Consider the following 13,574-nt stretch of genomic DNA (forward strand, 5'->3'; position numbering starts at 1 on the left):
GCGGAAGCTCCTTTCTTAAATGACCTTCACACGTTTGGTAATATCGTTTGCATCCTCCGGCATATAAAGCTTGAAAATTTCAAACACATTGATTTTTTCAGGACTGGATGCAAAGCTGGAATCGCGGAAGACAGCGCGGAGCGGCTTGCGTTTGGCAATTTCTTTAACCACGCTTTCGGGAATATTGGCATCAAAGCAAGCAATGAGGTCGCCACCGTTATAGGTGTGGACAGCGCAACCGTCGATCTGCTCGGACTTGTATGGCAGAGACAGCGGCAAGCCCCAATCAAGCAAGCAGCCAAATAGTAGATCGAGATCGGTACGGTCATCCTTGATGTTGGATTCCAGACCTGCGAGCATGTCCTGACTGTATTCTTTCGGGGAGTAGTAAACGTCTTTCATATTGGTATTGTCCAGCTTGAAGACACGGAAGCCGATGTCAAGGTCTTGTGCAGTCTTAGGGTTTTCAGACTTAATCTTGTCTCCGGCACGGCGGATACGTTCTTTGCCGACTTCGCAGATGGTATGAGGGACGCCAATAAAGTCCAACAACTTAACCGCGTTTTGAGCAACCTTTTTAGCAGTTTCGTCGGATTCCTTCTGTGGATCAATCGTTTCAGGAAGCTGGACAAGGATAAACTTGCGATGCTTGTTCTCTTCAGCATCAGCTAAAAATATTGCATGCGCAGTTGTTGCGGAACCAGAGAAAAAATCCATAATTATATCGCCATCATCAGTTCTGCAAAACTGGATAATACGCTGGATGATCTCTTCATCTTTCGGATTTTCAAACACTTTGTCACCCATTAAAGCTGCAAGACGTTTAGAAGCAGCGCGCCCATCCTGATAAAACACACTGTATGGAACACTATATTCTCTATCTTTCAGATAAGACTTTAAGGTGGGGACGCCATGTTCATCTTTTCCAAAGTCGACCCGCCCTTGTGCGATCCACTCTTTCATGGTTGCTTCATTGGTTAGCCATCCACGCGATGGGATTTTTACTGGTTTTTGGGTAACAGGATGAAAAACCTGATATTTGGGGCCGCCGCCGCCAGGCCAGGAGATATTATCTGCGAAGAAGATACCCTGCTCATCTACTCTGTCATAATGCGAATGATCCTTTGCAGGATGTCCGTCAGCCAGTGTTTTGTACCATTTTCGCAACTCTTTTTCGATCGAGCTGCAATCATTACCATACGTTTGTTTCAGACGCTCATATTCAGCATAGATATCTGTAAGGCCATGTTTCTTTTCACGCCATAAAATCTTGTGTTCTTTTATCCATAGCGCATCTTTGAAGTAACACAGAATATATTCATGGGAAACGGAAATATATTTAGAATCGTTTTTTCTACCAGCAGACCAAATAAGCTCGGCGATAAAATTACTCGCGCCGAACACTTCATCACAAATTGACTTTAGCGTACTTACTTCGTTCTCATCAATGCTTATGAAAATAACACCGTCTGATGTAAGAAGATTTCTCGAAAGTAGCAAGCGAGGGTAGATCATTGAACACCAATCTGAGTGAAATCTGCCGTTGGTGTCTGTGTTCTTGAACATTCTATTTCCAGCATCATCTATTGCCTCGCTTTCTTCCGAGTAATCATCAGACGCCATAGCAAAATCATCTCGATAAATACGATCCTTTCCTGTATTGTACGGCGGATCAATATATATCATTTTGACCTTGCCGAGATAACTTTCCTGCAAAAGCTTGAGAACTTCCAGATTATCGCCCTCAATATAGAGGTTTTCGGTAGTGTCCCAGTTTTTGCTTTCTTCCAGACAGGGGCGCAACGTTTTGCGGATTGGCTTGTTGGCTTCCACGATAGCTGCTTTCTTGCCAACCCAGGTAAACTCGTACGTTTCGGCACCGTCCACTACATCAGGAGAGAGCATCTGTTTCAGTAACTCAAAATTGACTGCCCGCTTGTACACCTTTTTTTCCGGCGTGCTGCGTTCCTCGTCCAGCATTTCCGTGATGCAGTTCGGGAACAGGGCTGCAATGCGGTCTATGTTTTGTGCCGTCATATCCGGCGATTCCATGTATAGTTTATTCATTAGAAATTCCTCCGTTATTGTCGTTTCCGAATATTTCTGTCTCTAAACGCCTATATACATCCATATCCGGTGTAATTAACGGAGCAATGGTATCACGAATGAATGTATCCGCATTGTTTCCACATTTTGTAAGTATAAGACGCTTTTTTAATGCGTTATAAATCTCCCCGCAAGCAGACTTGTAGTCATCCGGCGCATTTTTCCTGCTTGTTGATGCAGCAAGTGCTTCGCATTTTTCACGTATACATTCCTCGTATTCTTCAGGCTTCCCAACTGAGTTACATAATTTTCTGATTACTTCATCATCAAGCAGATAGGATTCAAGGTTTCGTTCTCTTAATACTTTAATACCCTTTTTAGCAAGGTCGTAAATTTCTCGTTGACTACGGTCATCACGATCAACTATTTTAATGACTTGAGTATTTTTAAGTAGTGTCCCTATAATCTCTCCATGCGTTTTCTCAATATTTTCTATGTCATTACATGAGCCGCCGGAAATGAAGAACGCTTCCGGGTGAGTATCCGCAAAAATAGTGGTGTAGACCGTCTTGTCAAAATCCTTGCGTTTTCCACCATTAGGGTCGCCTTCACAAAACACGATTATCTGCGGCAGTATCAGTTTTGCAAAATCTCCAAAAGCAAGTTCGTAAAACTTATCCATGACCGCTTTTCCAATCCTTGCAGGACGAATTACTTGATCCGTATCAAAATCCCTCCCGCCAAAGTCCAAAAAGGCAACAGTACCCGGCTGTTCTTTTTCGATTTCTTCTGCTTCTTGAAGCATGCCAATTGAGTGTGTCGAAATCCATAATTGTGATTGACCCGGGATAAGCACATACAACTCTCGCAACACCTTCCCTTGCAGTTTGGTGTGCATGTGAGTTTCGGGTTCATCAATACAGTAAATAGCGTCAGGATAGTATTTAGACTGAACAACCATATCCAGTATCAGATCGAAAGCAGCTTTTTCTCCTGCCGAAAGGTTGCAATAGCTGAAATCTTTGGTGATTCCTTTTGTAAAATAGAAGGATCCGTTTTGAAGCGGATCACCGACCGATGAAAGCTCCAAATCTTCGAACACACGTTTAAGGGCTGTTTTGATTTTTCCAATCAATTCATCACGCAGCGTAGCAACGGTTTTGGTATCATTCTTATTATCAAACACGCCTACGATGGTATTGGTAATAAGCCTCTGATAGTTTGCAGAAACCGTTTGGTCGTTCTCGATAAGTGATTTCAAGCGGATTGAGTTGGTAGGGACTTGCTGTCCCTGCATGGAATCTATTTTAAAATCAGGCTCGTTTCTATATGCGCTTCGAAAATAGAAATGTCCTCTTATATTGTCATTGTTACCGACACTTTTTGGTAGCGTCAAATCGTAGAAGTCAATGCTCACAATTTTTGACGCATGATCGAACCATCGCTCATAGTTGAAATCATCGGTATTGCCGGTTTTGCTAAGATAATGGTAATCGCCGATATTACTGTATCCGGCGTATTTATAATAATGGTTCATTGACTCCATAAACGATGTCTTTCCCGAACCATTCTGACCAACTAAGACCACCAGTTTAGCTGTTTTAGGAATGTCCTCAACCAGCAGATGGGTAAACCGCTTGAAATTATTCAGTTCAATTTTTTTTATCTTCATTTGATTCTTTTAACCTCATTTCTTAACAGAGGACTTGTAATGATTCTGAACCCAGTATAGTGAGTATAGATATTATACAATCGAATTAGCTAAAAATAAATACAATGTAATTCATAATTTTTAATTAACCTTTCTGAATTAAGTTTGACATCTGCTGTTGCAACTGTAGATACAGAGATATTGAAAAATATCCTGTACGATTGCTCTCGATACAAGCCCTGCATCCCGTTTCTATATTCGGCCGTCAACAACTTTCAGAATCTGTGCCGCGGTTTCAGTCTTGAGAAATTTTCGCAATCCGGCAGACTTTTGAGCGCGTTGTTTAACGATTTTCATAATTGCTGCGAGGTCATTGATATAGCCTTGGTTGTTAAAGGCTGAAATTTGTTGCAGCATTTCATATTTCTTTTCGGCAAGTTCGATGAGCATACTCTCCAGCTGGGCTTGCATCGGCTGACGAAAAGCCTCGTAAATAAGTGCCGTGATCGCCCCATACTGCTTTGCCAAATAATAATCGCCTTCGAATCGGCTGTTACGGGTGTTATGCGCCGGAACCGTATTTTTTGCATTGGTTAATAAAATAATGATAAGATGTTCGACAGGATCGATAATGGTAAGTGTTCCCGTCCAGCCGGTATGCCCGAAGGTTCCGGCAGAGGCAAGGGGAGAAAAAGCCCAAGTATATTCCTGCGCTCCCTGCCGCCGCCACCCGAACCCGATGCTTGAAACAAGCGCCTGTTGCGCCGTAAAATATCCTGCAACGGACGGATCAAAAAAACGCTTGACACCATATCCGCCCTTATTCAGCATTACTTGAGCAAGTACTGCAATACTTTCCGCATTTGCAAACAGCCCCGCATGCCCGCTAATCTCTTCCATCGCCGTATATGCTTCCGAATCGTGAACAGTTCCATGAATGAGTTCAGTTGTTTGCGCACTATTAATAGCAGCTTGGGTGCGCGGTTTTGCACGGATTTCCGTTGCTGCAATCTCATCGAGTATAAAACCCTGTCGGAGCGGTGTAAAACAAATTCTATCCAACTCAAGCGGGCGGTAAAAATTGTCGGCAACATATTCGGCAAGCCCCATCCCCGTTACCTTTTCAATAATATAGGTGAGTAGCATATAATTGATATCCGAATAGAGCACCGTTTGCCGCGGCAGATACACCAACGGGGTTTCCATAATCAAGTCAAAGGTATGTTCGCGGTAGCTTTTTTCTGAAACATTTTTAAGTTTCTTAATTTTCTGCGAATACGCCCTTCCGGCGGGAAGCCCCGATTGATGAGTAAGAAGATCAAAGATTGTAATATCGGCTTTGCCTTTTATTTTACTTTTCTTAGCATCAACAAATTGCGGGAAAAAATGGTGAACGGTATCGGTGAGCGCAAGGCGCCGTTCGGAAATCAGTTTTTGAACGGCGAAATTAACCGCATACATCTTTGTATTGCTTGCAAGGTCAAATAAAGTCTTTTCCGTTACCGGAATCACTTCGTCAAGCGGATTCCCCTCGCTGTCAACCCTGCTGATGGCGCCGTAAGCGCTGTTCTTAATCATCATGCCGTCTTTAATAATGACAAGCTGAGCGCCGGGAAACCCCGCTTCCGTTTCAGCAGTCAGGAGTTGATCGACTATTTCGAGCGTTTCGGCTGAATACGGTGCATCTTTCTGTTGTTTTTTTAAAGCCTCCTGCGAATTGGAAAGCGGCAAAATAACAGGGTAGGGTATCTTTACCTGTAATGAAGGTTGTTCTTGTGCCATACCGTTTCCGGCAGGAGTAAGCGCCGCAATATAGAGCATATTTCTACCGTTTTTGATATACGGTGATGCATCAAAGCACATCGGTTTACCCGTACAGATGGATTGTGTCGGAACTTTTTGATTATTGATGTACAAATCGAAAGAAGCAAGCCCCTGTGCCCAAAAATAAATATAAGCCTGCCCTTTATACGCGGTAAACGCAAGATAGTTATTCGGTAAAATAGAATCGTCGTATTCCTTCATCGGAATCGGAAACGTCTGTTCCGCTTGCATTTGTGTATCTGCAGAAAATACTGCTTCAATCATTCCGGCATCATCGGTAGGCAATACGCTGTCGTGTTTACGGGCAGAGGCAGAAGCGCATCCCAAAAGGCTCAACAGAAAATATGAAATAACAACCGATACAGCAAACGGCCAAAGGAACAATCTAAGGGAAAATCGGGAAGGCTTCATATCCGGCATCCTTTAACCGGAGCCCCATATCTCCGGCAGCGTTCTCTTTAACAAGTACGGCGAAATAAACAGTGCCGCTGGGACGCATTTCTTCTTTTATAATGGGAGTAAAATGTTTTTTTTGCAAATCAGTGGCAAGCGCTTCCGCATATTTTTTTGTCTTATAAAATCCAAGCTGATAATAGGAAGGCTTAGCCTGTGTTTCGGAACCCGCTGCCGGTTTTGAGGGTTGAGCAGAAGCAGCCTCAGTTTTTGATGCAGCGCTCGATTGCGGTGAAGCTTTTATCGCTTCCGATGACGTGCCTGTTTTAGAGACTGTGCTTGTTTTAGAAGCGGTGCTTCCGGCGGCCGGTTTTTGCGCAAGTCCGCTCCTTGGCATTAAGTACCAAAAAGTTGACGGCTGTACGGTAACGGTTCCATTCACCGCCGCCGCTTCCATACCGGCAGGGTACTCTTTCAGCAGCCGCTGCTTTGCATCCTCATCACCATTGACCCACCAGAGTGTAAACAGCAATGCAGGATGATATTCCGAAAAAGCCTTTTTCTTAGTATAGGCGGTAATGAGGGGTACAGCTCGATCAGCCCGGTCTTCGGCGAGCAGTCTCCACGTATCATACACGGCGGCTCTCCGGTAATATGGATCTTCATCGCTCACCGGTAGCGCGGCGGCGATTTCACTTAACAGGCTTCGGGCAGAATCCATACTGCCGTCGCAAAGCAACACACGAACCGCATCCAATAAAAGCGCAGTTTTTTTATCGGTAGTATCGAACCCCGCCGCCTGCCGGTAACAGTCCGCCGCATTGGAATAATTCCCGTTATGTTGTTCATACTCTGCCAACAGCGTCAGCGCTTGAACTTTTGCCTGAGCATTCGGGAGTGTCGCCAAATTCTTTTCAAAAAATTGCCGGACAGCCGCATCTGTCTTTTGTGCAAAGGCTTTTTGCGCCAAAGTTTGCACAGCGGGCTGCAATGCCGGTTCCGAAGATTCCGCAAAGGCTCCGGTACCGGCATTTATCATCATCATTACTCCGGAGATAATGATAAAAAAAAGATATGGTTTTCTAAATCCTAAACAGCAGCTACGCATCCTGCTTTGCCGTCCCGTTCTCTTCGGAATGTTTCTTTTTCCCGAACCAACGGCGTTTTTCAGGTTTTAATTCAACTTTTTCAACATCATGGTACAAAGCCGCTTGCTTTTCAGCCTTCTTCATTTTATGACGGCTACTGATAAGAAAGGGCAAAACCGCAATATTCCCAAGCAAAAATGCAAACAGCATACTTAAAAAAATCGGCACATCTTTAAATACGTAAAAAATGACGGAAATATCGCAACGGTTCGATAGATTAAAGCCCATAAACAGCACAAGCATCAGCATTACAATAATAAAATACACTAACTTTCCCGGCATTATATCCTCCCATGGAATTCCTTATACGACAGGGACAGCCCTAAACGTTTTCCCTTTTACGGATTGTAATTGAACTTTCATAAAATGTCCAATATGTTTCGGATCACACTTTTCCGCAAGCACAGTCATCTCCCCCTGTTCGGTATGTCCGAACAATTCATCGGGATTATTTCTCGACTGCGATTCAACCAACATCATAACGGTTGAACCAACCCGTTGCTGCATTTTAAGATCGGTAATATGTTGCTGTAAATCGATAACCTGTTGCAGCCGGTTAATCCGCTCGACATCGGGAATCCGGTCGGGAAAATCGTACGCTTTGGTTCCTTCACGCGGGTTATAATGATACATAAAAGCCGAATCAAACTGCACCGTCCTCATCAAGTTGAGCGTTTTTTCAAACTCTGCCTGTGTTTCTCCCGGAAACCCGATTAAAATATCGGTTGTCAGTACAATATCCGGTATCCGTTTACGGAGCTTTTCAACAATAGTAAGGTATTGCTCAACAGTATAGCAGCGATTCATTCGCGCAAGAATTTCGTTGGAGCCGTTTTGTACCGGCAAATGGAGCGATTTACATATCCGCGGATCCGCCGCCATCACCTCAATCAGCTCATCCGATAAATCTTTCGGATGACTTGAGATAAAGCGTATCCATTTAATAACGTCCTGTTCGGCACACGTCGCTGAAACGGCACGAAGCAAAGACGGAAAACTCACCGCTGCTCCCGTGGCAGGGTCAACTCCGTGATACGAATTGACGTTCTGCCCCAACAGCGTAATTTCCCGAACATTCTTTCCGCTTAAAAACCGAATCTCATCCAAAATGCTTTCAACCGGACGGGAAATTTCCCTCCCACGGATATACGGCACAATGCAGTACGTACAAAAATTATTACAGCCGTTCATAATCGGGACAAAGCTTTGAAAAGCCCCTTCGGTATACGAACATTTGGAAAAATGATAGCGCTGTTCATTGCTGGACTGCGGACTAAGCGCCGTCAGCTCAGCGATACCTTCCTTCGTGCCTGCCCAAAGCGTTTCCCTTTCAACTGCATCGAAGATTGCTGTAAATTGATCCCGTTCAAACATCCCGACGACATAATCAAGCAGCGGGAATTTTTCCTTTATCTGATCATGCAGCCGCTGTGCCATACAGCCCATTAAGACAATCGTAAAATTCCGCTTCTTTTTCATTGCAGAAAAAAGACCGAGCCGCCCGAATACGCGGGTTTCGGCGGTTATCCGCACCGAACAGGTATTCACAATCAGCAAATTGCAGTGCTGTATATCTTCGGCAGCCTCCCAGCCGCGTTCCCGCAAGAGCTGTTCCAATGCCGCAGACTCGGCAAAGTTCATTTGACATCCATACGTTTCAATAAAGTATTTCAAAATATGTATTCCTAAAATTATCTATAAAATAAATAAGGCAGCTCTCAACACTGAGTTTTTTAGCGATGCCTAATATAAAAAGTTTTCCACCTTACCGACGATTTAAAAAGCGATGCAATTTTAATGCAAGATTATCATATTTCCAACGGAGGACGCTCCCTTTTTCAAGGGTTTTGTTTGCAATAAGCGGAAATTCGGCAAGCACCAGCGGTTTCCCCTCATCTTCCGTAAAGAATTGCACCTTTCCGATTTTTTCTCCTGCTGTAATGGGAGCGGCGAGCGCACCGGGCACGAGTATACGCAAATGAATTTCAGCGGTATTCTCTGCTGTACCGTTTAATTCAGTACCGGAAAGAGGAACGGTAAAAGCTCCGCCATTTCCGCCCGGATCATCCGGCAGCGGCAGCAGCGCCGTTCTGTTAGCCTGTTCTTTTGCCCCGACAACGGGAATAGCCGGAATATCCAATGGAAAATTCTGTGCATATCTTGTGGAAAAGTGAGAAAACGCCCATTCCATCAATATTGAGCAGTTCTCTTCCCGTAGTGCCTTCCCTTCCGCCATACTTTTACCGGCGCCGCCTAAAATAACCGCAATAAACCGGATACCGTTCCGCTGTGCGGTAAGCGCAATATTAAAACCGGACTCATAAATAAACCCCGTCTTAATGCCGTCGCATCCGTCCAGTTTACCCAACAGCGTATTTGTCGCCGGCTGGCGGATAATTGTTTGCGCTTTAAGCATATTATGCGGCTGCGGATAGCTGAATTCCCGCAGCGAGTGAAACTGTGCAAGGTGGTCGGGGTATTTCCGCACATACACTGCACAAAAACGGGCAAAATCACGGGCGGTTGTGCGGTTATATTCACTCAAGCCGTTTGCATCCTCAAAGCGCGTATTTTGTAAACCGAGCGCTGCGACGGCTTCATTCATCTGCCGAACAAAGGTCTCCACAGAGCCTGCCGTATAAATTGCAAGCGCCACCGCCGCGTCATTACCGGAAACGACCGCCATACCCCTCATCAGCTCCTCAACGGTTACCCGCTGATTTTTTCCCAAAAACATTAGCGATGACCCCGATGGAATATTTACCGCCCACGATTCTGCAGGCGGCGTGATAGTATCGGTCAAGCTGATTTCTCCCCGCTCAACAGCCTGCATCACCGTGTACATCGCAACCAATTTTGTTAATGAAGCAGGAGGAATACTTTGATCGGGATTTTTTTCGAATAAAAGAGCTCCACTCGCAGCGTCCATCACAACAGCGGAACGAGCGCTTATTGCAGCCGGTTGCGGAATACCTTGCGTACAAGGTGCAGGATGTAATAAAGGAGGTGTATAAAAAGATCTGCGAGCTTCGTTTCCAAGGGAATCGCGAGCAGCGGTTATATCTGCGCCGAAAGCCGCGTCCTGTCGAGCTTGTTCTTCCGGCAGGATAGTCAGTAATTGCGTACCGCGAACATACAGCGCAATGCCCGAAGCGACAATCCAACCGGCCGCTACGGCAACGGCTATGAGAATATAAAAACCGATTCTATGGGATTTTGTATTAGTCATGTACAATTATTATAGAAGCTGCAATCTTTCAACAGCGCAGCGTTAATTTAATAGACCGGCAGGGTTAAGCGTTGCTCCGTTCCGATAGACGGTAAAATGAAGGTGCGGGCCGGTGCTCATTCCGGTATTTCCGACCGTTCCAATCTTTGAAGACACGGAAACAAAGCTGCCTTTGGAAGTAAGAATTGTATTAAGGTGTCCGTATAAAGTTTGATATCCTGAATGATGGCGGATCATAATGTAATTTCCATACACGGTACTGTATCCGGTCGCAATAACCTGCCCGTTTAATGCCGCATAAACAGCGGTTCCTTTAGGAGCTGCCATATCCATACCGTTATGAAAGCTTCGCTGACCGCTGAGGAATGGATTATCCCGCCAGCCGTAACGAGACGTGATATAATAACTGCTATGCAACGGCCTTCGGAAAAGATCACCGTTGATTTCCTGCAAGGTAGCCCAATCAAGTTTGGCATCGGGCAAAAAGATAATAGAGGCCGTTTCTATCGTGTTATCGGTAAGCGTATTTATTGTTGCAAGTTTTTCCAAGGAAATTTTATATTTGTCGGCAATAGATTCAGGCGTATCGCCTTTTTTTACCGTATAGGAAATACCATCAATAGATGGTATCTTTAATATTTGACCGATTTGAAGTGTCCGCGTATTTTTGAGTTTATTAAGGCTGATAATCGCATCCTGACTTACCCCGTATTCGGCAGCGATGGTGCCGACTATATCACCTTGTTTAACCGAATATGCCCGATAATACAAGGACTGAGGAGCAGGAGACACCTCATGTTCTTCCGGTAATTCAGCAGGCAGAGAGGTGCCGCCGCCTACACCATGGTCAAAAGCGTCATTTTTGCCGCTATCGGACAACCATAAAACGAGGAATACGGAAGCGAAACATATAATACCAAAAATAAAAATACGCGTTACTTTCATTTTAATAATCACTTAGGCCTATTATAGTAATTATACCTGGCATTGTAAAAAAATCAAGGGAACTTTTGCAAATATGCGGGGCATCTACTGCGTTACTGCGCAAAAATTAATCCTCAACGTATCAAAGATACGCCTGCGGTTAATTTTTGCTCGCGCCTTGTATCTGCCTCGCCTATTTGCAAAAGCGCTGGATATGCAGACCACCACGTACGGCGTAACAATGAGGTCAATTTTTGGACTTGCCACGGATACTCTTCCTATATGATACAAGGTAGTCGATAAACGAGCCGACCGACAATAGGGCGGCAATCCAGTAAATACCTTTGTTGATAATAATCATCATATCGGTAACGATTTTTTCTGCAAGCGAAAATGCAATTAGCAGTTCAATAAGCAGCGTAAAACCTTCGGCAAGAATATAGCATACCGTTTTAGTCTTACCTCCTTTTTTCGCACCGATGGTAATACCGTTGCCCCGTGCAAGCATCCGTAAAAATAAAATATTCAATTCGCGGTATAAAATAATGATAAAAACAGGAAGCGGCACATAACCGGACAGCATAAATGCCAACAGTACGGTCAGATTTGCAAATACATCTGCAAAAGGATCGAACAACTTACCGAAATCGCTCACTTGTTTCAATTTACGGGCATAATACCCGTCTAAAAAATCGGTAAACTCCATATAAATAAACAGCGGTATAAGAATAAACATCACCGTTTGTTCCGATATTCCTACATAGCGCGGAAGATAATAAATACAAATAAAAAGAGGAGCAGCAACCATTCTTGTTGCGGTAAAAAAATTTGCAATATTCATAATTTGACTATCCAATATCGACACGGCTTTATCACATTATCTGCTTGTTATACCGAGCCTTTCTGTTATTGATTATCGGCAGTAATTCACAAAAAAAAAGCCGTCTGATATCAAGAGACACCTGTTGATATCAGACGGCTTTTTTCGTAATTTTTTACGCTTACTTTGCCGGTTTTTCAGCTGCAGGGGGTAGGATTTCCAATAATTCAACTTCAAAAACTAACGTTGAATTAGGCGGAATAACCTGCGAAACACCGCGTTCTCCATAAGCAATTTTAGAGGGGATATAAAGCTTATATTTTGAACCGACTTTCATCAGCTGTAAACCTTCCGTCCAACCCGGAATAACGGCATTTAACGGAAATTCAACGGGATTCCCACGGTCGTAGGAGCTGTCGAAAACCGTACCGTCAAGTAATGTTCCTTTATAATGTACTTTTACCGTGTCGGTTGGCAAAGGTAAGGGGCCGGTTCCTTCGGTAATAACTTCGTATTGCAGGCCGCTTTCGGTTGTCTTTACACCGTCATTTTTTGCATTTTTTTCAAGGAATTCTGTTTCTTTTGCCAAGTTTTCCGCTGCCTCTTTTTTATGAGCAGCTTCGCTTGCCCGCTGTAATACCTTCTGTGCAGCAGCAACATCTACTTCTTTGTTCTTTTCGACATCCTTTAAACCTTTCACCAATTCACCGTAATCGACATCCAGTTTAAAGTCTTTAAGCGATGTTCCCATCATAACACCAAACGCATACCCGACTTCTTTTTTCGTCGGAGGAGGAAGCTCTTTTCCTTCCTCTGTTTTTGTTTCTTCCGCGTTAGTGCCTGCTGCCGGAGCAGCAGTCTCGGCTGCCGATTGCTTTTTACAGCTTACTGTAAAAGAAAACACAAGAAGTGCCGCAGCAATAATCGATAGAATCTTTTTGTTCATTTTTCACATCCATAAATAATAAAATTAGGTTTTATGACGATACTAACAATGACTAAAAAAGTCAATGTTTTATGGTAGAAATGGAGAAAAAATGCGGCTACTTATTGTTTGTATTATATATGCTATCGCAGTCACGGTTCTCGGTTCAATTGCCGTCAAAACCTTTTTAAATATAAAAACGAAAAATGACCCGCTGCAGCGGCAGTACTTTTTTACCGCACTTATCTTCTTATTTCTCTTCATCATTTCTTTTATTGCAATCCTTTTAAAGCTGAAAGGCGATATACTTATCGGCAACGGCTCAGGTTCAGATATCTTTATAGGGTATTCCGATAAAACCGGCTATGGTCTTATTGGTTTTATCATCTTAATTATCCTTGGAATAGCAGCAATCGTCTTATTTGATCGGTTCTTCCTCAAACGGAGATCAAAAACCGAGCAAGAATACCGCACACGTCGAAAATTAGCAATCGCTATCGTCATAATTCTGATAGGAACGGTCGCAGCACTGAAATTGATTTGGTAATAAGCACGGTTTTATTCGTACGGAGGATTTTATACCGCCGTTTTTCTACCGCCACGGATGGCGGTGG

The 13,574-nt window shown here is 43.9% G+C and carries 11 protein-coding genes; 1 reads left to right on the forward strand and 10 read right to left on the reverse strand.

What is annotated here, in order from left to right; all coding sequences use genetic code 11:
• Positions 1-15 precede the first annotated feature (15 nt).
• The 10 genes from E4N69_RS12510 to E4N69_RS12555 all read right to left on the reverse strand — a co-directional run bounded on the left by E4N69_RS12510 (position 16) and on the right by E4N69_RS12555 (position 12,981).
• Positions 16-2,067, reverse strand: a complete 2,052-nt coding sequence (locus tag E4N69_RS12510) for a site-specific DNA-methyltransferase (RefSeq protein WP_253824037.1) — start codon at positions 2,065-2,067, stop codon at positions 16-18.
• Positions 2,060-3,718 (reverse strand): AAA family ATPase, encoded by a 1,659-nt coding sequence (locus E4N69_RS12515; RefSeq protein WP_253824038.1) that lies wholly within the window; start codon positions 3,716-3,718, stop codon positions 2,060-2,062. Before E4N69_RS12515 ends, E4N69_RS12510 begins: the two co-directional genes overlap by 8 nt.
• Positions 3,719-3,949: 231 nt before the next feature.
• Complete coding sequence (gene pbp4b / locus E4N69_RS12520; RefSeq protein WP_253824039.1) at positions 3,950-5,932, reverse strand: penicillin binding protein PBP4B; 1,983 nt, start codon at positions 5,930-5,932, stop codon at positions 3,950-3,952.
• Positions 5,907-6,959 (reverse strand): hypothetical protein, encoded by a 1,053-nt coding sequence (locus tag E4N69_RS12525; protein ID WP_253824040.1) that lies wholly within the window; start codon positions 6,957-6,959, stop codon positions 5,907-5,909. Before E4N69_RS12525 ends, pbp4b begins: the two co-directional genes overlap by 26 nt.
• A gap of 55 nt (positions 6,960-7,014) precedes the next feature.
• Complete coding sequence (locus E4N69_RS12530) at positions 7,015-7,344, reverse strand: hypothetical protein (protein ID WP_162664659.1); 330 nt, start codon at positions 7,342-7,344, stop codon at positions 7,015-7,017.
• Between the two features lie 21 nt (positions 7,345-7,365).
• The gene (gene miaB / locus E4N69_RS12535; protein WP_162664660.1) at positions 7,366-8,736 is read right to left on the reverse strand and encodes a tRNA (N6-isopentenyl adenosine(37)-C2)-methylthiotransferase MiaB; all 1,371 of its coding nucleotides are present in this window, start codon (positions 8,734-8,736) and stop codon (positions 7,366-7,368) included.
• A 91-nt stretch (positions 8,737-8,827) separates the two neighbouring features.
• Complete coding sequence (locus E4N69_RS12540; protein WP_253824041.1) at positions 8,828-10,291, reverse strand: D-alanyl-D-alanine carboxypeptidase family protein; 1,464 nt, start codon at positions 10,289-10,291, stop codon at positions 8,828-8,830.
• Between the two features lie 42 nt (positions 10,292-10,333).
• A complete protein-coding gene (locus E4N69_RS12545; protein ID WP_162664661.1) occupies positions 10,334-11,236 on the reverse strand; it encodes a M23 family metallopeptidase in 903 nt (300 codons plus the stop codon).
• Positions 11,237-11,462: 226 nt separating this feature from the next.
• Positions 11,463-12,056 carry a CDP-diacylglycerol--glycerol-3-phosphate 3-phosphatidyltransferase gene (pgsA, locus tag E4N69_RS12550; RefSeq protein ID WP_253824042.1) on the reverse strand — a complete coding sequence of 198 codons (594 nt, stop codon included), beginning with the start codon at positions 12,054-12,056 and terminating at the stop codon, positions 11,463-11,465.
• Between the two features lie 160 nt (positions 12,057-12,216).
• Positions 12,217-12,981, reverse strand: a complete 765-nt coding sequence (locus tag E4N69_RS12555) for a BamJ family beta-barrel-assembly machinery protein (RefSeq protein ID WP_253824043.1) — start codon at positions 12,979-12,981, stop codon at positions 12,217-12,219.
• 91 nt (positions 12,982-13,072) lie between these two features.
• Here E4N69_RS12555 and E4N69_RS12560 point away from each other — a divergent pair, with 91 nt between their 5' ends.
• Entirely contained in the window at positions 13,073-13,507 is a 435-nt protein-coding gene (locus E4N69_RS12560; RefSeq protein ID WP_253714693.1) for a hypothetical protein, read from the forward strand.
• The last annotated feature ends 67 nt before the right edge of the window (positions 13,508-13,574 follow it).

It is taken from the genome of Treponema sp. OMZ 906, from assembly GCF_024181185.1.
GTDB lineage: Bacteria > Spirochaetota > Spirochaetia > Treponematales > Treponemataceae > Treponema.